Origin of the sequence: Mycobacterium sp. (assembly GCF_965229105.1) — a bacterium.
Taxonomy (GTDB): Bacteria; Actinomycetota; Actinomycetes; order Mycobacteriales; family Mycobacteriaceae; genus Mycobacterium.
The window spans coordinates 5242758-5269398 of the sequence record NZ_OZ245858.1 but is presented as its reverse complement, the minus strand read 5'-3'; the positions used below and the strand labels follow the sequence as shown (position 1 = coordinate 5269398).

At 64.0% G+C, this 26641-nt stretch carries 31 protein-coding genes; 6 read left to right on the top strand and 25 right to left on the bottom strand.

All coding sequences use genetic code 11. From position 1 onward, the window contains the following. Positions 1–47 precede the first annotated feature (47 nt). The 19 genes from nuoF to phoU form a co-directional block, all read right to left on the bottom strand. Positions 48–1391, bottom strand: coding sequence for an NADH-quinone oxidoreductase subunit NuoF (gene nuoF / locus ADBZ9O_RS24735; RefSeq protein WP_526525650.1), 1344 nt, complete (start codon positions 1389–1391; stop codon positions 48–50). Then, entirely contained in the window at positions 1392–2303 is a 912-nt protein-coding gene (gene nuoE / locus ADBZ9O_RS24730) for an NADH-quinone oxidoreductase subunit NuoE (protein ID WP_526525648.1), read from the bottom strand. It lies immediately after the preceding gene. Further along, positions 2300–3604 carry an NADH dehydrogenase (quinone) subunit D gene (gene nuoD / locus ADBZ9O_RS24725; RefSeq protein WP_526525646.1) on the bottom strand — a complete coding sequence of 435 codons (1305 nt, stop codon included), beginning with the start codon at positions 3602–3604 and terminating at the stop codon, positions 2300–2302. Before nuoD ends, nuoE begins: the two co-directional genes overlap by 4 nt. Continuing rightward, on the bottom strand, positions 3601–4269 hold the full coding sequence (locus ADBZ9O_RS24720) for an NADH-quinone oxidoreductase subunit C (RefSeq protein WP_526525645.1): 669 nt from the start codon (positions 4267–4269) through the stop codon (positions 3601–3603). Before ADBZ9O_RS24720 ends, nuoD begins: the two co-directional genes overlap by 4 nt. Next, positions 4266–4820, bottom strand: coding sequence for an NADH-quinone oxidoreductase subunit B (locus ADBZ9O_RS24715; RefSeq protein WP_526525643.1), 555 nt, complete (start codon positions 4818–4820; stop codon positions 4266–4268). The genes ADBZ9O_RS24720 and ADBZ9O_RS24715 overlap by 4 nt, the downstream gene beginning before the upstream one ends. Positions 4821–4830: 10 nt before the next feature. Next, positions 4831–5190, bottom strand: coding sequence for an NADH-quinone oxidoreductase subunit A (locus tag ADBZ9O_RS24710; protein ID WP_526525642.1), 360 nt, complete (start codon positions 5188–5190; stop codon positions 4831–4833). A gap of 197 nt (positions 5191–5387) precedes the next feature. After that, on the bottom strand, positions 5388–5798 hold the full coding sequence (locus ADBZ9O_RS24705; RefSeq protein ID WP_526533464.1) for an Rv3143 family two-component system response regulator: 411 nt from the start codon (positions 5796–5798) through the stop codon (positions 5388–5390). A gap of 57 nt (positions 5799–5855) precedes the next feature. Beyond that, positions 5856–6392, bottom strand: coding sequence for a YceI family protein (locus ADBZ9O_RS24700; protein ID WP_526525640.1), 537 nt, complete (start codon positions 6390–6392; stop codon positions 5856–5858). 10 nt (positions 6393–6402) lie between these two features. Beyond that, on the bottom strand, positions 6403–6804 hold the full coding sequence (locus tag ADBZ9O_RS24695) for a nuclear transport factor 2 family protein (protein ID WP_526525639.1): 402 nt from the start codon (positions 6802–6804) through the stop codon (positions 6403–6405). Between the two features lie 15 nt (positions 6805–6819). Further along, positions 6820–7170, bottom strand: a complete 351-nt coding sequence (locus ADBZ9O_RS24690; protein WP_526525637.1) for a DUF6285 domain-containing protein — start codon at positions 7168–7170, stop codon at positions 6820–6822. Beyond that, positions 7167–8150 carry a phosphotransferase family protein gene (locus ADBZ9O_RS24685; RefSeq protein WP_526525636.1) on the bottom strand — a complete coding sequence of 328 codons (984 nt, stop codon included), beginning with the start codon at positions 8148–8150 and terminating at the stop codon, positions 7167–7169. The genes ADBZ9O_RS24690 and ADBZ9O_RS24685 overlap by 4 nt, the downstream gene beginning before the upstream one ends. After that, on the bottom strand, positions 8147–9397 hold the full coding sequence (locus ADBZ9O_RS24680; protein ID WP_526525635.1) for an acyl-CoA dehydrogenase family protein: 1251 nt from the start codon (positions 9395–9397) through the stop codon (positions 8147–8149). Before ADBZ9O_RS24680 ends, ADBZ9O_RS24685 begins: the two co-directional genes overlap by 4 nt. Before the next feature lie 30 nt (positions 9398–9427). Next, positions 9428–10060, bottom strand: a complete 633-nt coding sequence (locus tag ADBZ9O_RS24675) for a TetR/AcrR family transcriptional regulator (protein WP_526525634.1) — start codon at positions 10058–10060, stop codon at positions 9428–9430. A gap of 3 nt (positions 10061–10063) precedes the next feature. Beyond that, the gene (locus tag ADBZ9O_RS24670) at positions 10064–10975 is read right to left on the bottom strand and encodes a hydroxymethylglutaryl-CoA lyase (RefSeq protein ID WP_526525633.1); all 912 of its coding nucleotides are present in this window, start codon (positions 10973–10975) and stop codon (positions 10064–10066) included. Further along, positions 10972–12174: a CaiB/BaiF CoA transferase family protein gene (locus ADBZ9O_RS24665; RefSeq protein WP_526525631.1), complete on the bottom strand. Its 1203-nt coding sequence runs from the start codon at positions 12172–12174 to the stop codon at positions 10972–10974. The genes ADBZ9O_RS24670 and ADBZ9O_RS24665 overlap by 4 nt, the downstream gene beginning before the upstream one ends. Next, on the bottom strand, positions 12171–13370 hold the full coding sequence (locus ADBZ9O_RS24660; RefSeq protein ID WP_526525630.1) for an alpha/beta hydrolase family protein: 1200 nt from the start codon (positions 13368–13370) through the stop codon (positions 12171–12173). Before ADBZ9O_RS24660 ends, ADBZ9O_RS24665 begins: the two co-directional genes overlap by 4 nt. A 63-nt stretch (positions 13371–13433) precedes the next feature. Next, positions 13434–14561: a homogentisate 1,2-dioxygenase gene (locus tag ADBZ9O_RS24655; RefSeq protein ID WP_526525629.1), complete on the bottom strand. Its 1128-nt coding sequence runs from the start codon at positions 14559–14561 to the stop codon at positions 13434–13436. Positions 14562–15028: 467 nt separating this feature from the next. Further along, entirely contained in the window at positions 15029–15412 is a 384-nt protein-coding gene (locus ADBZ9O_RS24650; protein ID WP_526525627.1) for an STAS domain-containing protein, read from the bottom strand. 127 nt (positions 15413–15539) lie between these two features. After that, positions 15540–16214, bottom strand: coding sequence for a phosphate signaling complex protein PhoU (gene phoU / locus ADBZ9O_RS24645; RefSeq protein ID WP_526525625.1), 675 nt, complete (start codon positions 16212–16214; stop codon positions 15540–15542). Positions 16215–16360: 146 nt separating this feature from the next. Between phoU and ADBZ9O_RS24640 the strand changes: the two genes are divergently transcribed. Next, the gene (locus ADBZ9O_RS24640; protein ID WP_526525623.1) at positions 16361–16516 is read left to right on the top strand and encodes a hypothetical protein; all 156 of its coding nucleotides are present in this window, start codon (positions 16361–16363) and stop codon (positions 16514–16516) included. 59 nt (positions 16517–16575) lie between these two features. Here ADBZ9O_RS24640 and ADBZ9O_RS24635 read toward each other — a convergent pair whose 3' ends face one another. After that, positions 16576–17808, bottom strand: coding sequence for a multidrug effflux MFS transporter (locus ADBZ9O_RS24635; RefSeq protein ID WP_526525621.1), 1233 nt, complete (start codon positions 17806–17808; stop codon positions 16576–16578). 57 nt (positions 17809–17865) lie between these two features. Here ADBZ9O_RS24635 and ADBZ9O_RS24630 point away from each other — a divergent pair, with 57 nt between their 5' ends. From ADBZ9O_RS24630 to ADBZ9O_RS24615, 4 genes are all read left to right on the top strand, one after another. Continuing rightward, a complete protein-coding gene (locus ADBZ9O_RS24630; protein ID WP_526525620.1) occupies positions 17866–18318 on the top strand; it encodes a MarR family winged helix-turn-helix transcriptional regulator in 453 nt (150 codons plus the stop codon). Between the two features lie 126 nt (positions 18319–18444). Then, entirely contained in the window at positions 18445–19416 is a 972-nt protein-coding gene (locus ADBZ9O_RS24625; RefSeq protein ID WP_526525618.1) for a ferritin-like domain-containing protein, read from the top strand. Between the two features lie 90 nt (positions 19417–19506). Then, a complete protein-coding gene (locus ADBZ9O_RS24620) occupies positions 19507–20199 on the top strand; it encodes a HemK2/MTQ2 family protein methyltransferase (protein ID WP_526525617.1) in 693 nt (230 codons plus the stop codon). Positions 20200–20225: 26 nt separating this feature from the next. Then, positions 20226–20450: a CDGSH iron-sulfur domain-containing protein gene (locus tag ADBZ9O_RS24615; protein ID WP_526533462.1), complete on the top strand. Its 225-nt coding sequence runs from the start codon at positions 20226–20228 to the stop codon at positions 20448–20450. Here the strand turns inward: ADBZ9O_RS24615 and ADBZ9O_RS24610 are convergent. Continuing rightward, positions 20427–21446 (bottom strand): iron-containing redox enzyme family protein, encoded by a 1020-nt coding sequence (locus ADBZ9O_RS24610; protein ID WP_526533460.1) that lies wholly within the window; start codon positions 21444–21446, stop codon positions 20427–20429. The genes ADBZ9O_RS24615 and ADBZ9O_RS24610 overlap by 24 nt on opposite strands. A gap of 220 nt (positions 21447–21666) precedes the next feature. On the opposite strand from ADBZ9O_RS24610, the gene ADBZ9O_RS24605 reads away from it, so the two are divergent. Continuing rightward, positions 21667–22908 carry a glycosyltransferase gene (locus ADBZ9O_RS24605; protein WP_526525616.1) on the top strand — a complete coding sequence of 414 codons (1242 nt, stop codon included), beginning with the start codon at positions 21667–21669 and terminating at the stop codon, positions 22906–22908. A gap of 3 nt (positions 22909–22911) precedes the next feature. On the opposite strand, the gene ADBZ9O_RS24600 is transcribed toward ADBZ9O_RS24605, so the two are convergent. The 4 genes from ADBZ9O_RS24600 to ADBZ9O_RS24585 form a co-directional block, all read right to left on the bottom strand. Further along, positions 22912–23880, bottom strand: a complete 969-nt coding sequence (locus ADBZ9O_RS24600; protein WP_526525615.1) for a helix-turn-helix transcriptional regulator — start codon at positions 23878–23880, stop codon at positions 22912–22914. A gap of 130 nt (positions 23881–24010) precedes the next feature. Then, on the bottom strand, positions 24011–25186 hold the full coding sequence (locus ADBZ9O_RS24595; protein WP_526525613.1) for a zinc-dependent alcohol dehydrogenase: 1176 nt from the start codon (positions 25184–25186) through the stop codon (positions 24011–24013). A gap of 53 nt (positions 25187–25239) precedes the next feature. After that, positions 25240–25626 (bottom strand): nitroreductase/quinone reductase family protein, encoded by a 387-nt coding sequence (locus tag ADBZ9O_RS24590; RefSeq protein WP_526525611.1) that lies wholly within the window; start codon positions 25624–25626, stop codon positions 25240–25242. A gap of 1 nt (position 25627) precedes the next feature. Then, the gene (locus ADBZ9O_RS24585) at positions 25628–26638 is read right to left on the bottom strand and encodes an acrylyl-CoA reductase family protein (RefSeq protein WP_526525609.1); all 1011 of its coding nucleotides are present in this window, start codon (positions 26636–26638) and stop codon (positions 25628–25630) included. Positions 26639–26641: the final 3 nt, after the last annotated feature.

Genomic DNA, 26641 nt, shown 5'->3' with positions numbered 1-26641 from the left:
CCGACGGACAGGGGACGTATGCGTCTGCTCGCGGGAAAAAGGTGACATCAGACCCGCACCTCCTCGGGTGCTGTGAGCATCGAGGCGTGCGGATCGAACGGGCAGCCGCCATCAAGATGAGCGACATATTCGTCGCGGAAGAACTTGATCGACGAGATGATGGGGGAGGCGGCGCCATCGCCCAACGCGCAGAACGATTTCCCGAAGATGGTGTCGGCGATATCGAGGAGTTTGCCGATATCGGCCTCGGTTCCACGACCCGTTTCCAGCCGCTCATAGATCTGAGCCAGCCAGTAGGTGCCTTCGCGGCAGGGTGTGCACTTACCGCACGATTCGTGGGCGTAGAACTGGGTCCAGCGTCGCACGGCCCGCACCACGCAGGTCGTCTCGTCGAAGATCTGCAATGCCTTGGTACCCAGCATCGAGCCCACCGATGCCATACCTTCGTAATCCAGTGGCACATCGAGGTGTTCAGCGGTCAACAGCGGTGTCGACGATCCACCCGGTGTCCAGAACTTCAACTCATGACCGGCCCGCACCCCGCCGGCGTAGTCCAGCAGCTCGCGCAGCGTGATCCCCAGCGGGGCCTCGTATTGGCCGGGGGTGGTGACATGACCCGACAGCGAGTACAGCGTGAAACCCGGTGATTTCTCCGAGCCCATCGACTTGAACCAGTCCACCCCGTTCACCAGGATCGGGGGCACCGAGGCGATGGACTCCACATTGTTGACCACGGTCGGACAGGCGTAGAGACCCGCCACGGCCGGGAATGGCGGCCGCAGCCGGGGTTGACCGCGGCGACCCTCCAACGAGTCCAGCAGCGCGGTCTCCTCGCCACAGATATACGCACCCGCCCCGGCGTGCACGATCAGCTCCAGGTCGAATCCCGAACCCTGGATATCGGTGCCGAGGTAGCCGGCGGCATAGGCTTCCGCGACCGCGGCCTGTAGACGCCGCAGCACCGGAACCACCTCGCCGCGCACGTAGATGAACGCGTGCCGCGCCCGGATGGCATACGCGGCGATGATCGCGCCCTCGACCAGGAAGTGCGGCGTGGTCATCATCAGCGGCATGTCTTTACAGGTGCCCGGTTCCGACTCGTCGGCATTGATCACCAGATAGTGCGGTTTGGCTGCAGCGGCCGACGGCGAACCGGCTGTTTCCTGCGGGATGAACGACCATTTAGTACCGGTGGGGAAACCCGCACCACCGCGGCCCCGCAGTCCCGAATCCTTCACCAGCGCAATGACATCGTCGGGGGTCATGCCCAGGGCCTTAGTCAGGGCCTGGTACCCGTCATGGCGAAGGTAGGTGTCCAGCGACCAGGGTTCGTCGGCATCCCAGAACCGGCTCAGTACGGGTGTCAGCGGTGTCTGTGTCTCCTGAGGCATTCAGCTCCCCGAATCCGGTTTCGCGGTGTTCGTCTCAGCGGTGTTCGTTTCGGCCGGGTCGGTTTCCGCGGTGCTGGTGTGCGCAGGCACCGTTGCCGACGGCCCCGGTGCCGGCTGGTCCTTGACCGACTCGACCGCCTCCTGTTCGACACCGTCGTCGGCGGATCCCGATGAAGTGGCCACCGCGGGGACAGGCGGTGCCGACATCTGACGTTCGTGTGCCACGCGCAGCCCGGCCAGTGTCGCGGTACCGGCGTCCTGTGAATTTTCCGGCCCTGGGGCAGCACCGCCCAACCCGGCCAGGATTCGGGCCGTCTCGGCGAAGCTGCACAGCGGTTCGCCGCGGGTCGGGGTGACGGAGGCGTCGGTCTGCAGCGCGTCGACGAGATCGCGTGCGGTGGCTGGTGTTTGGTTATCGAAGAATTCCCAGTTGACCATCACCACCGGCGCGTAGTCGCAGGCGGCGTTGCATTCGACATGTTCCAGGGTGACCGAGCCGTCCTGGGTTGTCTGCCCGGCGTGGATACCGAGGTGGTCCTCCAGCGATTCCAGGATGGCGTCGCCACCCATCACCGCGCACAGCGTGTTGGTGCAGACGCCCACCAGATACGTGCCGGTGGGGGTGCGCCGGTACATGGAGTAGAACGTGGCAACGGCCGTGACTTCGGCGGGGGACAGGGCGAGTTGTGTTGCGCAGAAGGCGATACCGGCCGCGGTCAGGTAGCCGTCTTCGGCTTGGACGAGGTGTAGTAGTGGCAGCAGGGCCGACCGTGGCTGGGGATAGCGGTTGATGATCTGCGCGGCATCGGAACTCAGGCGAGTCTCGATATCGCTGGGGTAGGCCGATGGCCCGGCGATGGGGGGCCCTGGTTCGTCGGGCCGCGGTCCCAGCGTCAGATCGATCAAGCTCATCGGTCCACCCCTCCCATCACCGGGTCGATGCTGGCGACCGCGGAGATGACGTCGGCGACCATCCCGCCTTCGCACATCGCAGCCACCGCCTGCAGATTGGTGAACGACGGGTCCCGGTAGTGCACCCGGTAGGGCCGGGTGCCGCCGTCGGAGACCATGTGCACGCCGAGTTCACCGCGCGGTGATTCGACGGCGACGTACACCTGACCGGCAGGAACCCGGAAACCCTCGGTGACCAGTTTGAAGTGGTGGATCAGCCCTTCCATGGACGTGCCCATGATCTTGGCGATGTGTTCCTGCGAGTTACCCAACCCGTCGGGGCCGAGTTTGAGATCGCCGGGCCAGGCCAGCTTCTTGTCATCGATCATCACCGGACCCGGTTCCAACCGATCCACACATTGAGCGACGATCTTGAGCGATTCCATCATCTCGTTGACCCGAATGACGTAGCGGCCGTAGCAGTCACAGCCGGTCGCGGTCATCACATCGAAGTCGTAGGTTTCGTATCCGCAGTACGGCTGGGACTTACGCAGGTCATGCGGCAATCCGGTGGAGCGCAGCACCGGTCCGGTCATGCCGAGCGCCACACAGCCGGTCAGATCGAGATAACCGATATCGACGGTGCGGGCCTTCCAGATCGAATTGTTCCTCAGCAGGTCTTCGAGCTGAGCCAGGTTGCCCGGCAACACCTTCAGCAATTCGCGGACCCGGGCGGCGCCGTCGTCGGGCAGGTCGGCGGCCACTCCGCCTGGGCGGATGTAGGCGTGGTTCATCCGCAATCCGGTAATCGCCTCGAACACCGTCAGGATCAGTTCGCGTTCCCGGAACCCGTAGAACATCGCCGACATGGCGCCCAGTTCCATCCCGCCGGTGGCCAGCGCCACCAGGTGACTGGAGATGCGGTTGAGCTCCATCAACATCACCCGGATCACCGAGGCCCGTTCGGGGATCTGGTCGGTGATTCCGAGAAGCTTCTCCACCGCAAGGCAATACGCGGTCTCGTTGAAGAACGGTGACAGATAGTCCATCCGCGTGACGAACGTGACGCCCTGCGTCCAGTTGCGGTATTCGAGGTTCTTCTCGATGCCGGTGTGTAGATAGCCGATACCGCAACGCGCTTCGGTGACGGTCTCGCCCTCGATCTCCAGGATCAGCCGCAGCACACCGTGTGTCGACGGATGCTGGGGGCCCATGTTCACCACGATGCGTTCGCCCGACGCCGCCCCCGCCTGTGCGGCCTCGACGATCTCGTGCCAGTCGGACCCGCCGAGGGTGATCACTTTTTCGTCGGTATCGGTCATCGGTACGCCCTGCGCTCGTCCGGTGGCGGAATCTTTGCGCCGTGGTATTCCACCGGCACGCCACCCAGCGGATAGTCCTTGCGTTGTGGGTGGCCCACCCAGTCATCGGGCATCTCGATCCGGGTCAGCCCTGGATGCCCGTCGAAGATGATGCCGAAGAAGTCGAAGGTCTCGCGCTCATGCCAATCAGTGGTGGGGTACACCGAAAACAGTGACGGCACATGTGAATCGGAATCCGGGCAAGTCGTTTCCACTTGGATGCGTCGATTGTGGGTGATCGACATCAGCGGATACACCGCGTGTAGCTCGCGGCCGGTGTCGTCGGGGTAGTGCACTCCCGATACCCCGCAACACAATTCGAACCGCAAGCCGTCGTCGTCGCGCAGCGCCTGCGCGACGACGGGAAGGTGAGCGCGTCGGACCTCGATGGTCAGCTGATCACGGTGCACGACGACCCGCTCGACGGCGGCGGTGAACGTTTCGGCACCGAGCACGGCGCCGAGTTGGTCCACCACCTCGTCGAAATAGCCACCGTAGGGCCGCGGTGAACTTTCCTGAAGACTGATTTCCCGCACCAAACGGCCATAGCCCGAGGTGTCACCGCTGCCCTGGATGCCGAACATGCCGTGGCGCACGCCGATCACTTCCTGCTCGTCGGTGCTCACCGCAGCAGGCCCTTCAGCTCGATGGTGGGCCTGGCGCCGAGTGCGGCCTGTTCGGCGGCCGCGACAACCTCGGTGCGATGCACGCCCAGCGGCATTTCGGCGATCTTCTCGTGCAGCTTGAGGATCGCGTTCAGCAACATCTCCGGCCGCGGCGGGCAGCCAGGCAGATAGATGTCGACCGGAACGATGTGGTCGACGCCTTGAACGATCGCGTAATTGTTGAACATGCCGCCCGACGATGCGCAGACTCCCATCGCCAGCACCCATTTCGGCTCCGCCATCTGGTCGTAAACCTGCCGGAGCACCGGTGCCATCTTCTGGGAGACCCGGCCGGCGACGATCATCAGATCGGCCTGCCGCGGGGTGGCGGAGAACCGTTCCATCCCGAATCGGGCGATATCAAATCGTGGTCCCGCGGTGGCCATCATCTCGATGGCACAGCACGCCAGCCCGAATGTCGCAGGCCACAACGAACCTTTACGGACGAATCCGGCCACTTTCTCCACTGTCGACAGCAGGATGCCGCCCGGCAGCTGCTCTTCTAGTCCCATCGTGAATCTCTCAATCCCAGTCCAGTCCGCCGCGGCGCCACACATACGCGTAGGCCACGAACACCGTCGCCATGAACAAGCCCATCTCGACCAGAGCGAATGTCCCCAGTTGGTCGAACGTCACCGCCCAGGGGTAGAGGAAGACGATCTCGATATCGAAGACGATGAACAACATCGCCGTCAGGTAGAACTTGATCGGGAACCGGCCCATCCCGACCGGCTGCACGGCGGGCTCGATACCGCATTCGTAGGCTTCCAATTTCGCGCGGTTGTAGCGACGGGGACCGATCACCAGCGCGATGCCCACCGATCCGATGGCGAACGCAGCGGCGATCGCACCGAGAACCAGGATGGGTAAGTAGAGATTCATGCCTGCTGTTCGTTCATGCTGGGCGCTCCCTCGCTTGGGCTGTCGATGTGAGCTACGACACAGCCTAGCGATCTTGTGCGCCGGCCCGGCCATTTTCGTTAGGATCGGAAAAAGATCCTGCTGAGCCCGCGTGTTGCCCGAAGTTGTAAGGGTCCCTGCGCTTTTGGAGAACTCAGGCGCTTTTCGTTGCTGTGAAGTTATGCCGGTGCGCGCAACAGGCCCACGACAGCCTCGCCGAGCCGGATGGGATCAATCGGATGGGGAACCGCGGCCTCGGCGCGTGACCAGTTGGCCAGCCAGGCATCGTCGGGCCGGCCGGTGAGCACCAGGATGGGCGGGCAGTCGGTGATTTCGTCCTTGAGCTGTTTGGCGATTCCCATCCCGCCGGCCGGGGTGGCTTCACCGTCGAGGATGGCGAGGTCGATACCGCCGGCATCCATGTGCGCGATGACCACCGGAGCGGTGGCCACCTCCAGGTAGCTCAGCTCGGGCAGTTCAGGGTGGATTCGCTTTCCCAGCGCCAACATCACCTGTTCCCGGGTGGCCGCGTTATCGCTGTAGACCAGGACACGAACGGGATCCTGCGACGATGACGGGGTGGCGGGCACTCCGGAGATGCTCACACCGGAGATACTAGGGTGACTTCCGTTCCGGCCTCAGGCATTTCACGAAGCGGTTTTGACGAAGACGAGATCGGACCGCAGCGTGACGGTGCGGGTCACCATCCCGAGCAGATTTCCGGTGACATCCCACTGCGATCTGTCGAGCGTGGTCTTGGTCGAGATGCGCACCGTCGTGGCGTCGATGACGGCGATGGTGGCAGGCAGCGGAAGCGGTTTGGTGGTCGCCTTGACGGTCAGCGTTGCGCGCAGGTCGGCGGAATCGCCTGCGCTCGGTTGCAGAGCGGTGACGACGACACTGATATCGGGGAAGCGTTCGACGTCGAAGAAATCCGGCGAGCGCAGGTGGTCATCGCGTTTGCCGATACCGGTGTTCAACGATGCGGCGCGGATATCGAGCCTGCCGAACACCGCCGCCTGCCGCGTGATCTGGCCGTCACCGCTGAACTCGGTGAACTTTCCCTTCACCGGCAGCAGGCCCCAGAACGATCGGCTGGTGAATGCGATCTGGGACCGCGCCGGGTCGAGGTTCCATACCCCCGCCGTGTCGGGATCGCTGAGCAGGGTGTTCATGCCGGTCATCGCAATCTCCTCAGTTGGTCAATGGCGTCATATCGATCGGGTCGAAATACTCGTCAATGCGGTTGATCAGGCCATTCTCGTCAATTTTGATGACTATGCAGACGCGCAGCGAAATGACCCCACCATTGGTACCGGTGGCGTGCAGGACGTGCTGCTGGACGAAACCGGCCGAGTCATCGTTGATGAACAGCTGCCGGTCGAGGACGTCGTAGTGGCGTGCGGTGGTGGTGGTGATGAACCAGTGCAACACGCGCAGGGCGCGGGCGCGATCGTTGTCGCGGCGGTCACCGGAATGCCACACCGCGATATCGTCGGCGAACAGTGCCTCGATCGACGCGGTATCGCCGTCGGTGATCGCACTGAACAGGGCATCGCCGACGCCCATGATTGTCTCGGTGCTGGTGTTCGTCATCTTCAGTGCTCCTGCCTATTCCTGCTCGTACCCGGGATGAGCGGCGGCCAGCCGATGACCGACCAGCGCACGAAGGCACGACATCAACTCGTCGCGCTGGTCGGTTGTCAGGTTGTCCATGGCGCCGCGGCGGATCGCATCGGCGAGTTCGGTTTCATCGGCCACGCCCAGAGCCGCCAGGGCGGCGGTTACCTCGGTAGCAGGCGGTGCCAGCAGTTCGCGCTGGACCATCCGCAGGGCATTGGCGGCGACGCGGGCGTGGAAGTTGACCTGACCGGTCACGGCGTCACGCACATCTTTGTCGAGGAAGTCGGCTACCGCGGCGATCAACTCGGCGGCCGTGGGCCGGCCATGCAGGTCGGTCATGAGGCGTCCTGCAGAAGGTTGAGGAGATCCCATTCGGTTTCGCAGACCCGCCGCCCGATGGTGGCCAGTTCCACTGAGGGCGTCTGACCGGAAAGATGGCGCTGCGCCTGGTAGCGGCAGATCACCCCCCAGCGCAGAGTGGCCAGGATCAACCACCAGCGAAAGGCCGATCGGTCGATGGTGGCGCCACCGGCCTGTTCGTATGCCGTCAGAAGGTCCTCGATGCTGCCGAGGCCGCCGGCGTCGCGTTCCTTGGGTGCGCCGAAGCGCCAGGCCCTGATGCAGAACCACGCCAGGTCCTCGCAAGCCTCGCCGCCGTGTACCAATTCCCAGTCCAGGACAGCCGCCAAGCGCGAGCCGTCGACGATGACATTGCCCATCCGGAAATCACCGTGTACCAGAGACCGGCGCCCTGGTGAAACAGACACCGCCTTGTTCTTTTCCAACCAGCGAAAGGCCCACTCGAATGTCGCTGTGGTATCGCCCATTTCGTCAAGTTGGGCCCGCCATACGGCGAGCTGGTCACCGGTGTCGATATCCGCGCCGGTGGGCTCGGCGCGGTGGATGGCGGCCAGTGCACTCGCGCACTGCGCCAACAAGCTGGCGCGGCCTGCGTCGTCGAGGTTGCGCTGAATCTTTCGCACGATTGTCTCACCGCCGATCTCGTTACAGATCAGATACGGATTACCCAGTGCTGCAGGTGAATCGGAGGCAACCAGGATATCGGGCACCGGGGCGCCCTGGGCCGCGGCCAGTCGCTGGGCGTGCGCTTCCAGTTCCATGCTGGCATGCACCTCATCTCCGGCACCGGTCCGCAGAATCAGGGGCCGCGGGCCGCTATCGGTTGTCGCGGTGAAGGCCCAGGTGGTGCGGCTGGCCCCGCCGGTCAACGCGCGCAGGTTCTCGATGACCGTGTTCCCCAGCGCTGGTTTCAAAACATCGCCGAGTGCGGCGGCGAGTGCGGCGGTATCTGTACTCACTTCTGTGCGGTCCGCGAGCCGAACTTGAACATCCGCTGCGCCACCCGGCGGATCTGAATCTCCTCGGCGCCTTCGGTTATCCGATACCGGCGGTGGTGGCGGTAGATGTGTTCGAACGGTTCGTGGCGGCTGTAGCCGATCCCACCGTGCACCTGCATGGCCCGGTCGGCGGCCTCGCACACCAGCCGGTTCGCGCGGTAGTTGGCCATCGACACCTTGTCTGACACCTCCATGTGATGATCGCGATCGAGATGCCAGGCCGCGAAGTACACCAGCAGCCGGACCATCTGGGCTTCGGTCTGCAATTCGACCAGCGGCCACTGGATGGCCTGATTGGTCGACAGGGGCTTACCGAATACCACCCGCTCGCCGGCGTACTGCGCGGCGCGGTCGATACAGTACTGCGCGGCGCCCAGACTGCTGGCTGCCTGCCGAATTCTGTTCTCGTGCAGAAAGGTCTGCCCTACTTCGAGACCGTGGTCGACCTCACCGAGCACCGCGTCCGACGGTACCCGTACGTCGTGCAGTTCCACCTCGGCGTGATCGCTGGGCATGTTGAACGTCCACCAGTAATAGGGCACCTCGAAACCGGGGGTATCGGTGGGCACCAGGAATGCGGTGATCCCGGTAGCGGAGCCGGCCTGGCCCGAGGTTCTGGCGAACACCAGGTCGTGGGTGGCGCGATGCACCCCGGTGTTCCACCGTTTGGCGCCGTTGATCACCCACCCGTCTCCGTCGGTGACCGCTGTGGTCTCCATCCAGGTGGCGTCGGAGCCGTGACCCGGCTCGGTCAGGCCGAAGGCCATCGAGCGCTCACCGGTCAGCAGGGCTTCACCCCACTCCTTCTTCTGCGCTTCGGTGCCGAACCGGTCCATCATGATCACTTGCGGGAAATTGCCGACGATCGACGATTCGTCCTGCAGATCGTTGTGCAGGCCGAGACCTCGGTGCGCGAGGTGTTCGCGGATGACGGCCATATCCAGGTTGCTACCGTCGCGGCCGCCGAACCTCGAGGGCAGGCCGTAGCGCAACCACCCGGCTTTATCGGCCCGCCTGCGCATTTCGTCGAGGAGATCCTCCCAGGCCCGCTGTGGGATCCCGCCGTTCTCCAGATCGGTCCTGGCGAACTCGCGGCGCCGGTCGAAATACTGCATGTTCTCGCGTTCCAGCGGTTTGATCTCGGCCTCGATGAACGCATCCATCTCGGCGAGCAGTCCCGGGAGGTGTTCCGGCAGGGTGAAATCCACGATGATGTTTCCCTTTGTCAGACGAGCGGACTAACGGCCGTAGAGCGTTTTCTTCCAAATCGTTGCCAGTGTGCGGACGGCGTCCTCGTCGGTGGTGTGCACGCCGAGGGCAGCGGCATCCGGCCGCAGGTACACCGTAGTGAACTGCTCGAACAGCAGCGCAATGGCCAGGGCGACGTGGTCGGGATCGAGGTCTGCCCCGTAGCCCTGATCCCTGGCTCGGAGCACCGATGCCCGCACGATGTCCATGCCGAATCGGCGGAAGTCGTTCTGCACCGCGGCGAAGCGAGGTTGAGTGGCGCCCAGTTGTGCCACGGCCACCATGATCCCGACGTGCTGCTTGAAAATGTTCCAGTAACCGGTCACGACGGAGGTGAAATACTCTGTGTTATCGGGTGATTCGGTTGGCTGCACGACGATGCTGGATAGAAAATTGTGCAGAAAGGATTCCGCCAGGTCGGCCAGCAGATCCTCTTTGTCATCGAAGTACCGGTAGAACACCGCGGGTGACTTGCCGGCTGCCGAGGTGATATCCGCCAGGGTGGTGCCGTGGAAACCGCGTTCGGCGAACAACGTGTGGGCGGCCAGTTCAATGGCCTCCCTGGTTTGCCTGCCCTTGGCGGTCCGGTCCCGCACCCGCTCCGGTACTTCTTGGCGGGCCATGGCTCAGCGGCCCTGGATACGGTCGCCGGCGCGTAACAAGGCGCTGGGCAGATCGTGGCCGATCAGCCGCTGGGCCAGCGCCGCCGCGGCGATCGCGGCGTCCAGGTCGACATCGACGGCGATATCGCTGTCGCGGAGTAGATACACCAGATCCTCGGTGGCGATATTGCCGCTGGCCCCCGGCGCGAACGGGCAACCGCCCAACCCGCCGATCGATGCGTCCAGTCGGCTCACACCCGCGCTGACCGCCGCGTACGCACAGGCCAGTCCGGCCCCCCTGGTGTTGTGGAAATGCGCGCCCAGCGGGGTGTCGCCGATCAGCGGGATCACCTGCGCAATCAGCGAACTCACCCGTCGCGGCGTTGCCGTGCCGATGGTATCGGCGATCGCCAGCCGGTCCGCACCCGCGTCCTGCGCTGCGGTGATCACGTCGAGCACCCGCTGCGCAGGTGTCGGCCCGTCGAAGGGGCAGTCCCAGGCGGTGGCGACGATGACCTCGACGCTCACGTCGCTGTCGTGGGCGATGGCGACGATCTCGGCGATCTGGGCGGTGGCGTCGGCGGTGCCGCGGCCGACGTTGGCGTGGCTGTGCGCGTCGGCGGCCGACACGACGTACTCGATGGCGCCAAGACCCGCCGCGATGGCCCGCCTTGCTCCGTTGGGGCTGGCGACCAGCGCGGAGAACTCGACCGTGTCGAACCGTTGGAGTTCAGCGGCGAACTCGGCGGCATCGGCCAGGGCGGGCACCTTCGACGGCGATACGAACGCAGTGGCCTCGACCTCACGAACTCCGGTGGCGACAATCGCTTCGAGCAATGCGAGCTTGTCGGCCAACGGGATCGGCGCCTCGATCTGCAATCCGTCGCGCAGCGCAACTTCGCGGATCGTGACGTGGGTGGGTAGGTCGCTGGTCATATCACCCCTTCATCGCGCAGCGCGTCGAGTTCCTCAGACGCAATACCGAGCAGGCGTGAGTAGATATCGTCATTGTGCTGACCGGGGCGCGCCGATCCGGCGTAGCGGATGGTGCCCGGCGACTCCGAGAGCACCGGCACGACGCCGGGGCCTTTGACGTTGCGCCCTACCCGCTCATCCCAGTGGTCGGCGATCATGCCGCGCGCCAACATCTGTGGGTCGGTCACCACTTCGGCGACGGTGTTGATGGGGCCGCTGATCACTCCGGCCGCTGACAGGGTGGCAATGATGTCATCGGGTGAGCGTTGCGCCGCCCAGTCGGCGATGATCTTGTCGATCTCGTCCTGATTGCGCCCGCGGGCAACATGATTGACGAATCTCTCGTCGGTTGCGAGTTCGGGCTGACCCATCGCGGCGCAGAGACGACGGAACACGGTGTCCTGATTGGCCGCGATCACCACCCAGCTCCCGTCGGCGGTCGGATAGATATTCGATGGTGCGATGCCGTCCAGTCGGGTGCCGGACGGGCCGCGCACCACACCGCCGATGTCGTAGTCGGGGATCGTGGACTCTTGCACCGCCAGACAGGCTTCGGTCAGAGCGGCATCGACGATCTGGCCCTCGCCGGTGACGGTGCGTCGGTACAGCGCGGCGAGCGCGCCCTGTGCGGCGAACATGCCTGCGAGACTGTCGCCGAGCGATAGAGCCAGCCGCGGGGGAGGGCCGCCGGGGAAACCGTTCATATGGCGAAGCCCGCTGGCAGCTTCGGCCACCGACGCATACCCGGCCTTGTGCGCGTCGGGACCGGTTTGTCCGTAACCCGATACCCGCACCAGGATGATGCCCCGATTACGTTCGCGCAGAACGTCATAACCGAGATTCCACTTTTCCAAGGTGCCCGGTCGGAAGTTCTCCACGATGATGTCGGAGCGCTGCACCAGATCCAGGAATAGCTCACGGCCGCGGTCGGTGCGCAGATCGAGAGTGACAGCTTTCTTGTTCCTGGCGTGCACGGTCCAGAAGAAATGGTGTCCGTCGAGCTCGGCCTGCCCCCAGGTCCGCAGTGGGTCCGGGACCTTCGGCGGCTCGATCTTGATCACCTCGGCGCCCATATCACCGAGCAGTCGACCAGCGAACGGTCCCGAGATCAGCGTGCCGACCTCAATGACCCGGATGCCGTCGAGGGCACCGGTGGTCATGCGGACATCCCCGAGAACCCGTGCCGCTGCAGCCAATCCGTGCACACCCCAACCGCCTGGCGCAGGGTGTCGCGCTGGTCGGGACCCGAGTAGTAATGGTTGGCGCCGGGAATTTCGTGCATCTCCTTGTCCGGATGTCCGATGGCCTGGAACAGCCGACGGGTATGGCTCGGCGTACAGGCGTCATCGGCCAGATTACCGATCACCAGGGTGGGCACCGCGATATCGGGTCCGCATTCCACGGCGTCGCCGCGGGCATCGTCGTAACTCCACTGCGACAGCCAGCTGCGCAGCGTGCAGAACCGGGCCAGACCGACGGGGGAGTTGTTCACCACCTGTGGGTCACCCAGATAGCAGGTGCCTGGGGCACGGTCGTTCGGATCGACCGTCGGGTCCAGCCAGCGCGGGTCGGCCATCGTGCCGTGCACGACGAACCCGAACTCGTCCTCAGGCCGTCCGCTTGCTTTCAGCTCCGCCAATTTCTCCCAGACCCATCCGGTGATCCGCCGGTTGCGGGCGATCTGCGCGTCTCGGTAGGTGGTGAGGAACTGGTCGCTGTACGGCGGCTGGTTCGGGTTGGTCGGGTTGTAGAGGTCCAGTTCCGGATCCCGCTTGGTGGGGTCGGTTTCATCGAGGATCGAGGCGTCCAGCCATTCGGTCATGGTGCCGTGGCGGCTGATATGCGCGGCCAGCAACATGATGCCGTCGGCCGGGATGAGCCCGAGTGTGGTCAGGTCCGGCCCATCTCCGGAGGGGCTGGCGGTGACGGTGGGGTGCTGAGCCTGCTGCTGATAGAACACCGACAGCGACCCGCCGCCACTCCACCCGGCCAGCACCACACGGGAGTAGCCCAGGCGGGTCTTGGCATCCTTGATGCATTCACCGAGGTCCTCGACGACCTTTTCCATCAGCAGCGCCGAGTCAGTGCCCCGGAACCGACTGTTGCAGTAGATGACGTGGTGACCGGCACGGGCGAGTGCGTTGATCATCGGCAGGTACGCGCCACCGCCGATCGGGTGCATGAACACCAGCACGGTATCGGATGGTTGGTCCTTCGGCTTGAGTAGGTAACTCTCCAGCACCACGAGCTCGGCGACGCCGCCGTAGACATCGCGAACAGACGAAGTGTTCTGGTAGGCAACCAGATACGGGATGCGATCGTAGGCGTGCCGCACGGGCGCTTCGGGAGCGCTCATCAGTACCCTCTCTTCTTCGCGCAAGCGCTCATCAGTGCTGTCTCTTCTTCGCGCAAGCGCTCATCAGTGCTGTCCCAGGTCGTTGGCCAGCACCTCAGGCGACGGGGTCAGCCGCTTGCGGGTGTCCACTGCAATCACCTGCCAGTCGACCTTGGTGAATTCGTCGAATTTGCGCCTGGCCCGTTCGCGCGCCTTCTCGGGGGCGCCGTGGTGTACGCCCTGCGGTGCGTGCGAGATCAGCCCCGGGGGCATTGCGATGCCGTAGAGCGAGCCGCCATGGAAGAACGCGATCTCATCGAAGTCGACATTGCGGTGATACCAGGGGGTGCGCTCCGTGCCCGCCGCCCCTTCGGCGGGTTTGGGCAGGAAGTTCATCACGTACACGCCGGTGGCCTGCATGAACAGATGCACTGTCGGCGGCAGGTGCACGGTGTCGGAGGTGATCACGTTGTAATCGGCGATATTGAAGGTGAAGGCGAAATTGTCCCCGCGCCATCCCTCGACATCGAGCGGATTATGTTGGTAATAAAGAGTTGTCGTGCCAACACCATCGACAGGGGTATGGATCAGGCGCACCTCATACTCGCCGTTTATCTGCGGACCATCGCCTGTTTCCATCGGCACCGGTTCGGGAATTGTGGCCTGTGAAGGGTCGAACGGGAAGTGTCGGCCGAGCTGACCCGGCGGCGGAACGCGGAACTCGTCGGTGGCCTCGATCATCAGCAGTGTGGTAGCCGGCCCCGGACCTGGATCGGGAACTTGCCGCCAGGTGCAGGCTTTCGGTAGATAGACCCAATCGCCTGCGGTGTAACGCAGCGGCCCGAACTCGGTCTGTAGCTCTCCGGAGCCGGCGTGCACGAAGCACAGCAGGTCGCCGTCGATATGGCGGACGAGAAACGGCATCTCTTCGGCGCGTCGTGAGAGGTAGATGCGACAATCCTCGTTGGAGAACAACAGCATCGGGCTGCCCGCGGCGTCGGTCGCATCACCCGGCTTCAGCTCCGAGGACAGCACATCCAACGGCCGCAGCGGGCCGACTGAACGATATGCGGTGGGGTCGTGCCGCCGATACATGTTCGCCGTGCGGCCGGTGAATCCGCCGCGGCCGAGCTCATCGTCTTTGAGTCCGTCCAGGTCGGCGTGGAGCCGCCTCGGCGTTTTGCCTTTGCGCAGGTGGACGAAGGATTCCATCGTTGGCTCCCTGAGGTGAAGGACGGAGATGACACAAAAACTGAAGGTGACATTACTTTTATTTTTCTACACCATCAAGGCTTTGGCCGACTAGGGCGATCGCCCCGCCACTTTCGGCCGATGTTTAGCACTGGCCGCCAGCGGTATCCGACGGGGACGGATGGACAGTGATTGGTTGCATCAGGTCTGTTCCAAGGCAACGGTCGGGCAACCGCTTGCGTTGAGCACACAGCGTGGGGCCCGCCGTTGCCGCTTTCGCGTCGGCAGAGTCGGCTTCATGGCCATCGATGTCGGATTCCGACGTAAAATCCCTGTGCGGCAATGGTTGTCGATGGTCCTGCGATACAGGACAACGACCGGATTGATCCGTGCTGGAACCGTCGAAACGACCCGGGGCGTATTCGCCCCGGGTCGTTTCATGGCCATCGAGAATTTGATGTAACGCCAAGCGTCAGAGCAACATTGAGCTAGGCGGCGATGACTCCAGACAAGGCCTCGTCAAGAGTGGGGTACATGGTGATGATGTCTGTGATCCCGACGAGCGTAAGGGGTCGCGCGGTCACCGGTCCGTCAGCGACGACGATCATGCTGGTTTCGCTGCCGGCCCGGAAATGAGCGGCCACCAACACGTTCATCCCATGGGACGCAAGGAAAGTCACGTCTGAGAGGTCAACGACCAGGCATTCTGGGTGCTGGCCGAGCGCAGCATCGACGGCGTCCTGCAACCGGCTCGCCGTCAGCATATCGAGTACTCCGGTGACAGACAGGACCACAGCGGAGCCGGTCTGGGATTCGGTGACGACGCAATCGCAGGAAGCGGGAAGATCGTGAGATAGCGAAAGATTTAGCATGGGTCCTCGCAGGAGTTCAGCCGGAAGCGCGGAAGCGACTCACGGGGCTTATGGGCTGAACCTGGCAAGATTGGCGCTGAAACCCAGCATAGCTGGCGTTGGGCCCGCTGTCACGGTGCCGGAGGTCTCACACCGCGGCGGACAGGCTGGGTCCACGGCGGCCGTGATGTACCCCGGTGTTCTCGAATATCAAGCGCTGCGCAATCTCGACAGCGTGATCGGCGTAGCGCTCATAGAACCGGCCGAGCAGCACCACCTCGGCGGCGCGCGCGGCACCGTTGACCCATCCGGGGTCGGTGACCACCGTGAACAGCTGCCTGTGGAGATCGTCCATCACGTCGTCGTCGACTTGGATGCGTTCGATATCCGTCACGTCGCCGGTGTCGATCGCGGATTGCACGCGTTCGGCGAGATTCACTGCGACACGGCCCATGGTGGCGAAGTGGGCCAGAGTGGGCGCCGGTACGGACCCTGATCGAGCACCTCCGGGGGCGGCTGCGGCGATCTTCGCGGCCAACCCGCCCATCCGGTGGGCATTGGCGGCGATCTGAATGGCGGCCACCACTCGACGCAGGTCGCGGGCGACGGGCGCCTGCAGCGCCAGAAGCGACAACGCCCGGTCACAGACGTGGTCGTGCAGGCGGTCCAGACGTGCCAGATCGGCGCTCACCTGTTCGGCTGCGTCGATATCACCGCGGGTCAGGGCGGTGGTCGCGCGCTTCATCACGCCGGCCGCTGTTGCGCACATTTCGCCCAATTCGGCGGTCAGCTGGTCCAGCTGGGCCTGGAATACAACGCGCATTTTCACGCTCCTGCGGTGTGGGTGTCACCGAAATACCCCTGGTCGAGGCGTCCAAACACTCGTTGCGATGGTTTGAACAGCCCCATTGTGGGAAATTGAAATGGATCCCCGACACTGATAAGCAGGTATTGCGGAAGGAGCCCCACATGACACAGCGATACGGCCTTCCGAAGGCAGTCACGGGCCTGGTCGGCTTCCTACGTGGCGGCTATCCCCATGGCGCGCCCGATCACGGTTATGTGCCGTTGCTGGCGTTGATGCCGACCACCGCACTTGACGGCGTCAAACCGCGACGAGACTGACGGCATCGACGGGGCTGGCTCGAAGACGTTCCACCGCAGCAGTTTCCGACTAGACCTGGCTACCGCGCCGCCGTTACTGGCGGCCTGACCAGAACCAGCAGGGCGGTCGCCGCAATGAGCGCACTGACCACCATGGCGATCGCCATCGGGACAGCGGTGTGGTCGCCGCCGATTCCGACGAGTGGTGCCACTACGGCGGCGAGACCGAATTGCAGCGCACCCAGCACCGCCGATCCGGTACCCGCCGACTGGTGCGCTTCGTCCAGGGCGAGGGAGGTCGCATTGGCGACCACCAGGCCGATGCTGGCGACGGCGAACCACAGCAGCGCCAAGGTCGCCCAGAGCACAGGCCCGACGATCGCATCGACCACCAGCAAGGCGGAGAACAGCACAAGCAGGCTCACCCCGAGACTGAGCAGTCGCCGCTGACCGAAGCGACCCACGATCTTCGCGTTGAGCGCGTTCACAGCAACCAGTCCGACGGCGTTGGCGGCGAAGGCAAATGAGTAGCTCATCTGGGACAGCCCGAGGATGTTCTGCAGGACGAATGGCGAGGCCGCGATGTAGGCGAACATCACCGAGAAGCTGAAGGCGAAAACCAGTGTGTATCCGACGTAGCGGCGATTCCTGAGCACCGCCCCCGCGTCTCGCAACATAGCGGACAGGCCGCCGGTGCTACGGCGCTCTGGTGGATGGGTCTCGGCCAGTACTGCGCTAACCCCGACGAACATCGCGACGGCCAGGCCGGTAAGAATCCAAAACACTCCGCGCCAGCCGATGACCCCGATCAGTGAACCACCGATGAGGGGCGCGATCACCGGCGCGGCCCCGTTGATGATCATCATCAGGCTGAAGACGCGTGCCGCGGCGGCACCACGTGCCCGGTCCGCGACCACGGCCCGGCTCAGCACCACGCCGGCAGCACCACTGAAGCCCTGCAGAAAGCGGAACACGGTAAGCAGCTCGATATTGGGCGCCAGAGCGCATGCGGCACTGGCCAGGATGCAGACGGCAGTGCCTGCCAGCATGAGCGGTCGCCTGCCGAACCGGTCCGATAGCGGTCCGATCGCGAGCTGCCCCAACGCCAGTCCGATGAGAAATGTCGTCAGCGTGAGCTGTATTGCCGAAGCGGTGGTACCGAACTCCACGGCCATGGCCGGGAACGCCGGCAGGTACATGTCAATCGACAGCGGTGCGACGGCGGTCAGCAGGGCAAGCACCCCGAGCCAGCCCAAAGAGAACGGCACCGCGGAGCGCTCTGGTCCGGTGGTTTCGGCCTGCACTGTACCCATCAACATCCTCCAATTACTTATATACTTATATCTATCTTTAGAGGTAATATAGCCGATGTGGCCAATGTGCGGAAAGCCCTGAATAGACGTGACGTTCACGACACCGCGTCCGCGGTGCGCACCGTCGCGTGGTCGTTGCGCCGGTTCGGTGAACGTCAGGTCGGGTTAGAACCGTTGCCGCACTCCGAGTTTGAGGTCATTCGCACTGTCTCGGATCATCCGGGGATCACTGTCACGGAGGTGGCCAGATTGCTTGCGTTGCAACCCAGTAACGTCAGCACCACCGTGCGAAGACTCGGCCAGCGGGGTTTGATCAACCGCTCCTCGGACCCGAATGACGGACGGTCTATCCGCCTGCGTCTCACGGCAAAAGCCGCCAAGCATAAGGAAATGATCGACGCAGTGTGGGAGGACGGGGTTCGCGATCAGCTGGCTCAGATGAGCGATGACGACGCCGAACTGCTGATCAAGGCCGCGCCGCTGTTTCGCCGCCTGGCAACGATGACCTGAGCCACGCTGTCGACCACGTCACATTTTCGTTGGCAAGTTATCGCCGAGCACAGATCGGGTAGCCAAAGAGCTGGTGCAGATCACGCGCCGAGGAAATCTCATCGACGCCGAAGGGGCTACCGGATTATGACCACAACAATCTCATACGACACAACCACTATCCTCACGCAGCTGCGCACTCTGCTCGAGCTGACCAATACCGAGGTACAAATCGCCGAGACCCGCGTGGCACAGGCCCGCACTGAAGCGGTCCGGACCGAGCTTCTCCAAAACGCCGAGAACGGCCGCGAGCGCGCGGAAGCCATCGAAGCCGCCATCCGCAACCTGGGTGGATTCCCCGACGTGGTCGGCCCGATCCTGGGCCGCGCGGCGGCGGCTGTCAAAGCCATCACCGAGCAGGCTGAGCCATTCCAGGAAGCGTTGCTCGGCGACCTGACGCTCGAAGACAAGTTGCTTGACCGCGCCCGTTACCTGAAGGCGTTGGCGGTCAGTGCGAAGGAACCCGAGATCGAGCAGCTCGCGACCCGCCTGATCGTCGCTCATTCCGCGACGGTGAACTGGTTGACCACAGTTCTGGCCGAAGATGCGCTCGGCGGTCCGGCTGCGTTGCGCCGCACCCCCGTTCAGGCATTGACGGGCGCCGCAGTGCGACTGGCCAACTTGCCGGCGCTGGTCGCCAGCCGCGGCCTGGACCGAGCTGTCGAACTGGTCAAGAATGTCCGGCCGACCTTCACCGGTCTGGCTGACCGTGGCGTGCAGGCCGGCGACGTCGCAGTCAAAGCGGTCGCCGGAGCCAGGGACGCCGCACTGTCGGCGGCCGAGAAGATCACCCGTGATGAGGGCGCCGACGGTACCGCCGATGCGTTGCACTCACTTCGCACTGCTGCCGGGGTGCTCGACGGCTCTGAGCTGCCGATCGCCGATTACGACGAGCTCACCGTGGCCGACGCCATCGGCGCCGTGAAGGAACTGACCGATCCTGCGGACATCCGTGCCATCGTTGCCTATGAAGAGGCCAATAAGGCGCGCCAGCGCGTGGTTTCGGCCGCGCAGACCCGGCTTGCTGCGATCGCACAGGAAGTAGTTGGCATCAGCTGACGTGTCACAATCTGAGCACTATCGGCCCTGGCGATCAGTTCGCCGGGGCCGATTTGGTTTGGCCAGCCGTCCAACGGGCATAGATATCGCGTGACCTCCGCATATTCAACTCCCGATGTCGTTGTGACACAGGGTGTTTACGCTCCGCAGGACGATTCCCTCCTGCTGATTTCGACCATGGCAGATCTGGACGTGGCCCGGGACCGTCGGGTCGCCGATCTCTGTACCGGGAGCGGTGTTGTCGCGCTCGGCGCAGCGAGCCAAGGCGCTGCATCTGTGACTGCCTTCGACCTGTCGCAGTCGGCGGTGCGGTGCGCCAGGGCCAATGCGCTGGCAGCGGGTGTGGCAGTGGACGTACATCGCGGATCGTGGGCCCGAGCCCACGAATATGGCCCGTTCGACCTGGTCGTCAGCAATCCGCCCTACGTACCGCACGATCCTGACAGTGCGGGCCAGGAAGGCATTCCCGCGAGCGCTGGTGTGCCGACCGCATGGGATGCCGGGCCCGACGGGCGGCTGGTACTCGACCCGATGTGTCGGGCCGCTCCGGCGTTGCTTGCCGAAGGCGGCACCCTGTTGTTGGTGCATTCGGAATTTGCCGGACTCGAGCGCACCGTCGCTGAGCTGCGTGCCAGCGGGTTGACCGCCGAGATCGTCGCCGAAAAACGCATCGAGTTCGGACCGGTCCTATCAGCTCGGGCGAGCTGGCTCGAACACATCGGCCTGCTGGAATCGGGGCGGCGGACCGAGCGTCTCGGCGTGATCAGGGCGCAGAGACGATGACCGATCCAAAGATGACCGACCCAAAGATGACCGACGGCACGCACCGGCTCGTCCGCATCGTCCCCGGGGGGCCGGTGCTGGTGGAGGGGCCGGTGCGGATTCAGATGCCCGACGGTTCCGAGGTTGAGTCGGACCGCTTCATGGTGGCTGTCTGCGCGTGTCGGCGCAGCAAGTCATATCCGTTGTGCGACACCAGCCATCGCCGCAAGGCGCGTGCCGGGGAGGCTTCAGGCCAAGGGCTGGATGAGTGAGGTCGAGCCGGACTGCCAGCTGTCCATCAGGCGTTTTGCCAGTAGCTCCTCGACCGCCAAGAACGCCCTGATACCGAAAATGACGTCGGCGTCGAGCTGGGGTTCGCGGGCGACCAGATCGCCGACCACGCCGGTGCGCACCACCTGTTCGTGCACGGCGTCGGCCTCCACATGTTCGTCGTAAAACACGACGCAGGGTTCGGGTGCGTTGAGCCGTCGCAACCCCTGAGACAGGCGGCGCGAACCGGGCGGGGACGTGATCTCTGTGGCGGCGAAGTGTCCGACAGCTGCCCCACGCCACTCCCGGTGAAGCCCGAACAGCGACATCAGGTTGACCACCGCCAGCGACTCGGCCGGAACATGGTGCAGGTAGGCAAGATATTCCGAGCTCAGATTGGCGGCATCAAGGAGATCTGCGAATAGCTGCTGATGGAGCCGCGCTCCGCGACCCGCCCCGTACTCGTCGAATTCGATTGCGACGAAAGAGGCCTTGGCCTGGCCGATCAGCCGCGGTATGGCAAATGCGTGCGGATCCCCCTCTTTGAGGTGGTAAATCGAGCGGTGCACAAAGTACTCGCACATCTGCTGCCAGGTGGCGTCGTCGCGCAGGAAGTACGACGGCCCGGTACCGTTTGCCGGTTCGACCGTCAGCTGGTCCATCTCCGCTTCGGCTGAGTCGTCGGCACCGATATCGCCGACCAGGCGGCGTATCTCGTCGAGGAACGCGGCTTCCATCCGTCCGCGCAGGTGCAACAGGCTGGCGTCCCACTCCCACCGAGCATCGACGCCGATGAATCCGCGGTAGTGCAGCTCGTAGCACACGTACAGAGCGAGTTGCAGGTCGATGCCCAGCGGGTCGGCCTCGCCCAGCGGTACGTCGATACGACCCAAGTGGCTGTGGGTGGGACGCCGAGTCAGAACGTCAATGACCGTCGCCGACAGGGGTCCTCGCGGGTGGGGGAGACGCGGCTCAACGGCCGTGAGCGAATTGGTCACCATCCTCAGGTACCCATTCCCGCGTGGGACAACCCTCCTGGGGTACATCAGGTATCTGAGTCACCCGGGTAAAAGACGGTCGTTCTATCCACATCGCGAAGCCCTTCGGGACAGTTCGCGAAGGTCTCGGTCTTGGCGTTTCGCAGCATGTTTCGAATGGGTATCTAGTCGTCATGTTCGTCAGCCAGATCCGGAACGTATGCGTTCGGAAGTGCACGTAATGAAGATCGCGATGGTCTCGGATCACGCCAGTCCGCTGGCCGTACTCGGCGGGGGCCCTGCCGGCGAGCGGAATGTGCATATCGCTGAATTGTCAGCTGCCCTGCACCGCAGTGGGCACCAGGTGACCGTATACACCCGCCGTGATGACCCCGAGCTGCCTGAGGTGGTGGACACCGCTGCGGGTTATCGCGTCGTTCATGTGGCCGCCGGGCCGCCGAAGGCATTGCCCCACAGTGAATTGCTGTCGTGTTTGGGCGATTTCGGCCACTATTTGGATCAGCAATGGCGTTCGGAGCGTCCCGATGTGGCGCACGCGCACTTCTGGACGTCCGGTATTGCAACGCAATTGGCTGCCAAGGTGCACGATATTCCCACCGTCCAGACCTTTCACACTCTCGGGGCGGTCCAACGCAGGCATGACCCTTCGACGTCAGACAAGCGCCCGCAGAGTCGTGCGCGCTTGGAAACGCTGGTGGCAAAGGGGGCGACCTGGGTCACCGCATCGTCCAATGACGAGGTTTTCGAGCTCATCCGGATGGGTAGGTCCAGGTCCCGGATATCTGTCGTGCCCTGCGGCGTTGATTCCGACACCTTCACTCCGGTCGGCCCCGTTGCCCCCCGTCGGCTGCGCAGAAGGATCATCGCGGCTGGAGAACTGTTGCCTCGCATGGGGTTCGACACCGTCATAGCCGCGCTGCCGTGGATTCCAGATACGGAGTTGGTCATCATCGGCGGGCAGGACCCTGCTGAACTCGCCGACGAGCGCGAGGTTCGTCGGCTGAGGAAGTTGGCTGCCAAATCCGGTGTGGCCGAACGGGTGAGGTTCCACAGCACCGTGCCCCGTCATCAGCTCCCGGAACTGTTGAGATCGGCCGACGTGGTGGCGTGCACGCCCTGGTATGAGTCATTCGGCCCCGTTGCTCTTGAGGCAATGGCGTGTGGCGTGCCCGTGATCGCCTCGGCAGTCGGTGGAATGTTGGATACCGTCGTCGACGAGGTCACCGGATTTCTGATCCCGCCAAAGAGTGCAGTCAAGTTCGCCGAGGCCGCCAATGTGGTTCTGCGGGACAACTTTTTCGGCCGCAGCCTCGGTGCGGCCGGTCGGGACCGTGCGTGCTCCAGGTACTCGTGGGACCGTGTCGCAGCGGATACGGTGCGGATCTATGAGCGCGTCGTGCCCGCATTCGACGACCTGAATGTTGACGGCGAGAATGTCGGTACGGAGGCGTCTGCCCGGTAGGCCTCAGCTGTAGCGAAGCGTGGTTGCTGGACTCTGACCGTAGGCCTGCCGGTACAGCGATGTGAACCGACCAGCGTGCGCGAAACCCCACGTCATAGCGACCTTGGTGACCGAAACGGACGACAGGTCGGCGACCGTCAGATCATGATGGGCGTGCCGCAACCGGATACAACGCAGGTATGCCATCGGAGTGGTGTTCAGGTGGCGTCGGAACATGTACTGAATCGCACGCGGGGTCAGATACACCGCCCCGGCGATATCACTGACGCTGATATCGCGCGCCGCATTGGACTCGATGAACTCGACGGCCCCTCGCAGCTGTGCCGGTCCCACGACCGGGAGCCCGTCGGCGTTGGGGGTGAATTCGGCGTTATCGACGGATTGGGAGGGTAAGACCGTCACTGCGACACCTGCGAGCAGTCGCCCCGCCGATTCGAGCATCGTCGGGGTGGCGAGGTCATCGTCGGACAGCACCGTGCACATGACGAAGGTGACGGCTTCCCGCCACGCGGCCGCCGTTGCGGTGTCCACTGGTTGCAGGCCTCGAAAGCGGACCGGTCGTCCTGACGCGGTGGCAGCCTGAGCCAACAGCCAAGGGCTCAGTGACACTATTCGAAGATGGACGTCATGCGTCCTGGCGCGGGTGGCGGCGCCATCGAGTGAACTCAGCAGGAGCTGCTCACGTTTGGCTATGGCTCTGATTCCGGCGCACTCGAGTTCCATGCTGCCGTCGAGCACCCACAGCACGGCGATACCAGGCATCGGGGCGATCGCCACCTCGACATCACCGGTCAGCACGACTTCATCGACGCTAAAGCCACCCACATCGATGCGTGAGTGCGACAAGGTGCCTGCACCGCCAACTGGGGCCGGCACAGATAACCGGACACCACCGCCATAGCAGGCGGTCAGGTGCTCGCTCATGAGATCGACGTCGTCGGTCTCGAGTTGAGAACGGATAGGGGTATGCATCGACAAACCGGGCTTCACGAGGAACTCCGCAGCGCTGGGAGGGCCCGGGCCTGCGCACTCAACCCCAGATTGGAAGCTCAGCCTACGCCCATTTCGCGGCGTGCGGTGCGGCCACGGAGGTCCGCCCGAGTCAGGGCTTCAGGATGATCTTGACCGCGCCGTCTTGCTTCTTCTGGAAGATCTCGTAGGCATGGGGGGCCTGTTCCAGCGAAAGAGTATGTGTGGCAAAGGTATCGACCCCAAGGGGGTCGTCATCGGTGAGCAGCGGCATGATGTCGTCGACCCATTTCTTGACGTTGGCCTGACCCATCCGCAGCTGGATCTGCTTGTCGAACATGGTCAGCATGGGCAAGGGGTCGGCCATCCCGCCGTACACACCGATCAGCGAGATGGTGCCACCGCGGCGCACGATATCGATCGCCGAGTACAACGCTCCGAGTCGATCGACGCCGGCCTTCTGCATCAACGGTTTGGCCAGAGCCTTCGGGAGCAGGCCGGTGACCTGCTGAGCGAAGTTTGTCGCCGGTGAGCCATGGGCTTCCATTCCGACGGCGTCGATGACCGAGTCGGTGCCGCGTCCGCCGGTCAGGTCACGGATCACATCGCCCGGGTTGTCGGTATCGAGATCGACGACCTCGATACCGCGGGCCTCTGCTCTGGCGATGCGTTCAGGTACCCGGTCCACCGCGATCACCCGGTAGCCACGATGCTGTGCGATCCGGGCGGCCATATCGCCGATGGGCCCAAGGCCCAGCACTGTCACCGATCCACCGTCGGGAATATCTGCGTACGCGACGGACTGCCAGGCAGTCGGGAGCACATCGGAGAGGTAGACGAACCGTGAGTCCGGCGGGCCGTCGGGGACTTTGATGTGAGTGAACTGCGCCTGCGGTACCCGCAGGAGTTCGGCCTGTCCGCCCGGTACCTCGCCGTAGAGCTCAGAGAAGCCGAACAGCGCCGCACCCATCCCTTGCTCGCGGACCTGGGTCGTCTCGCATTGGGTGTAGAGCTGGTGATCGCACATATAGCAACTGCCGCAGGATATTTGGAATGGGATGACCACTCGATCGCCCACCGATAGATTCGTCACGTCAGCTCCGACCTCACGGACAATGCCCATCGGCTCGTGGCCGAGGATGTCACCGGGCTTCATGAAAGCGCCAAGGACCTCGTACAGATGCAGATCGGATCCGCAGATGTTGGTGGACGTGATCTCGATGATGGCGTCTGTGGGTTGTTCGATTTTCGGGTCGGGGACTGTATCGACTCGGACATCGCGTTTGCCGTGCCAGGTGACTGCTCGCATGGCGGCTGTCTACCCGGCTTTGACGCTGAGAAACAGCGCGGCGAAACAAAGGTCTACTGGTCGAAATCGACCCGCACCGTCAGCAGGTTGGTGCCGAACGTGCGGACACCGAAGCTGTTGAACGACGACTGCTCCCGAAGGCGCACCTGGGGGTCGTCGTCGGGAAGCAGATGCGCGGTCCCGCCTCGCCACCGTCCGCGTAACCGCACGCGAACGCGCGGTTCGACCTGGATGTTTCGGATGTACTGGGACTGATCGCCGAACTCGGAGACGAACCAGAATTGATCACCGCGCAGCGTTCCACCGATTGGGGTTCGACGGGGTGTGCCGGATTTTCGCCCGGTGGTTTCCAGCAGCGTCTGGATGGGCAGTCGTCGCATCACCGGGTTGGCGATCCGTTTCTGGAAGAAGTGAGTCAACGAGGTCGGTGGGTTGGGCATCTCAGAAGCCGCCAGACACCTTGACCACCGCGCGACCCGAGTAGGACCCGGCGCGCACGGCGTCGATGACCGCCACCACGTCCTTGATATCGACGTCGTGGGCGATATCCGCCAGGTGTTTGGGCGCCAGTGACGAGCCGAGTAGCCCCCAGAGTTCGCGGCGCGGGCCGATCGGCATCAGCACCGAGTCCATCCCCAGCAGGGCCACCCCGCGCAGGATGAACGGCATCACCGTGGTGTTCAGCGTGGGTCCGCCGGTCAATCCACTGGCCGCCACAGCGCCGCCGTACTCGATGGTGCTGAGAACATCGGCGAGCGTCGCACCACCGACACAGTCGACCGCACCGGCCCACCGGGTCTTGCCCAGGGGGCGCGGCTTGGCGTCGGGGTCGGCGGGTAGTCGGCCGATCACCTCAGCCGCCCCGAGTGCCTTCAAGTGCTCAGCCGCCTCGGCTTTGCCCGTCGACGCCACCACCTGGTAGCCGGCCGCGGCCAGCAGGTCGATGCTGACCGAGCCCACCCCGCCAGTGGCGCCGGTGACGAGGATCGGGCCGTCTTCTGGCTTGATGCCGCGCTCGATCAATGCCTGCACGCTCATCGCCGCGGTGAAACCGGCCGTGCCGATCGCTGCGCCGTCGCGGGGACTGATCGACCCGAGCTTGACCACGTAATCGGCAGGGAGCCGGGTGTATTCGGCGTAGCCTCCGTCGCGACCGGTGCCGATGTCGTAGCCGTGTGCCAACACCAGGTCCCCGACCGCGAATTCGTCGGACTGCGACTCGACTACTTCACCGGTGATGTCGATACCGGGCACCAGCGGGTAATCGCGCACCACACCGCCGCGTGGAGTGACTGCCAGGGCGTCCTTGTAGTTGACGCTGGAGTAAAGGACCCGGAGCGTCACGTCGCCGGGCGGCAGATCCGCAGGTTGGCGGCTTTCGACCGCTGTCGTGATCGTGTCGCCGTCCTGTCGTGCCACCAACGCCGCAAATTTGTCTTTGAGGTGCTCCATAAC

What these genes read in the sequence shown, in the direction of transcription:
- ADBZ9O_RS24665 (WP_526525631.1), bottom strand. Translation starts at nt 12,174, where the DNA reads ATGACCACCGGTGCCCTCGACGGCATCCGGGTCATTGAGGTCGGCACG.
- ADBZ9O_RS24650 (WP_526525627.1), bottom strand. Translation starts at nt 15,412, where the DNA reads ATGCTAAATCTTTCGCTATCTCACGATCTTCCCGCTTCCTGCGATTGC.
- ADBZ9O_RS24625 (WP_526525618.1), top strand. Translation starts at nt 18,445, where the DNA reads ATGACCACAACAATCTCATACGACACAACCACTATCCTCACGCAGCTG.
- ADBZ9O_RS24585 (WP_526525609.1), bottom strand. Translation starts at nt 26,638, where the DNA reads ATGGAGCACCTCAAAGACAAATTTGCGGCGTTGGTGGCACGACAGGAC.
- ADBZ9O_RS24690 (WP_526525637.1), bottom strand. Translation starts at nt 7,170, where the DNA reads ATGACCGACCTGCATGGCCGGCCCACGGCCGCCGAGTTGATCGCCGCG.
- ADBZ9O_RS24615 (WP_526533462.1), top strand. Translation starts at nt 20,226, where the DNA reads ATGACCGACGGCACGCACCGGCTCGTCCGCATCGTCCCCGGGGGGCCG.
- ADBZ9O_RS24670 (WP_526525633.1), bottom strand. Translation starts at nt 10,975, where the DNA reads ATGACCAGCGACCTACCCACCCACGTCACGATCCGCGAAGTTGCGCTG.
- ADBZ9O_RS24595 (WP_526525613.1), bottom strand. Translation starts at nt 25,186, where the DNA reads ATGCGAGCAGTCACCTGGCACGGCAAACGCGATGTCCGAGTCGATACA.
- ADBZ9O_RS24715 (WP_526525643.1), bottom strand. Translation starts at nt 4,820, where the DNA reads ATGGGACTAGAAGAGCAGCTGCCGGGCGGCATCCTGCTGTCGACAGTG.
- ADBZ9O_RS24605 (WP_526525616.1), top strand. Translation starts at nt 21,667, where the DNA reads ATGAAGATCGCGATGGTCTCGGATCACGCCAGTCCGCTGGCCGTACTC.
- phoU (WP_526525625.1), bottom strand. Translation starts at nt 16,214, where the DNA reads ATGCGCGTTGTATTCCAGGCCCAGCTGGACCAGCTGACCGCCGAATTG.
- ADBZ9O_RS24590 (WP_526525611.1), bottom strand. Translation starts at nt 25,626, where the DNA reads ATGCCCAACCCACCGACCTCGTTGACTCACTTCTTCCAGAAACGGATC.
- ADBZ9O_RS24710 (WP_526525642.1), bottom strand. Translation starts at nt 5,190, where the DNA reads ATGAATCTCTACTTACCCATCCTGGTTCTCGGTGCGATCGCCGCTGCG.
- ADBZ9O_RS24635 (WP_526525621.1), bottom strand. Translation starts at nt 17,808, where the DNA reads ATGGGTACAGTGCAGGCCGAAACCACCGGACCAGAGCGCTCCGCGGTG.
- nuoF (WP_526525650.1), bottom strand. Translation starts at nt 1,391, where the DNA reads ATGCCTCAGGAGACACAGACACCGCTGACACCCGTACTGAGCCGGTTC.
- ADBZ9O_RS24700 (WP_526525640.1), bottom strand. Translation starts at nt 6,392, where the DNA reads ATGACCGGCATGAACACCCTGCTCAGCGATCCCGACACGGCGGGGGTA.
- nuoE (WP_526525648.1), bottom strand. Translation starts at nt 2,303, where the DNA reads ATGAGCTTGATCGATCTGACGCTGGGACCGCGGCCCGACGAACCAGGG.
- ADBZ9O_RS24655 (WP_526525629.1), bottom strand. Translation starts at nt 14,561, where the DNA reads ATGGAATCCTTCGTCCACCTGCGCAAAGGCAAAACGCCGAGGCGGCTC.
- nuoD (WP_526525646.1), bottom strand. Translation starts at nt 3,604, where the DNA reads ATGACCGATACCGACGAAAAAGTGATCACCCTCGGCGGGTCCGACTGG.
- ADBZ9O_RS24640 (WP_526525623.1), top strand. Translation starts at nt 16,361, where the DNA reads ATGACACAGCGATACGGCCTTCCGAAGGCAGTCACGGGCCTGGTCGGC.
- ADBZ9O_RS24600 (WP_526525615.1), bottom strand. Translation starts at nt 23,880, where the DNA reads ATGCATACCCCTATCCGTTCTCAACTCGAGACCGACGACGTCGATCTC.
- ADBZ9O_RS24675 (WP_526525634.1), bottom strand. Translation starts at nt 10,060, where the DNA reads ATGGCCCGCCAAGAAGTACCGGAGCGGGTGCGGGACCGGACCGCCAAG.
- ADBZ9O_RS24695 (WP_526525639.1), bottom strand. Translation starts at nt 6,804, where the DNA reads ATGACGAACACCAGCACCGAGACAATCATGGGCGTCGGCGATGCCCTG.
- ADBZ9O_RS24660 (WP_526525630.1), bottom strand. Translation starts at nt 13,370, where the DNA reads ATGAGCGCTCCCGAAGCGCCCGTGCGGCACGCCTACGATCGCATCCCG.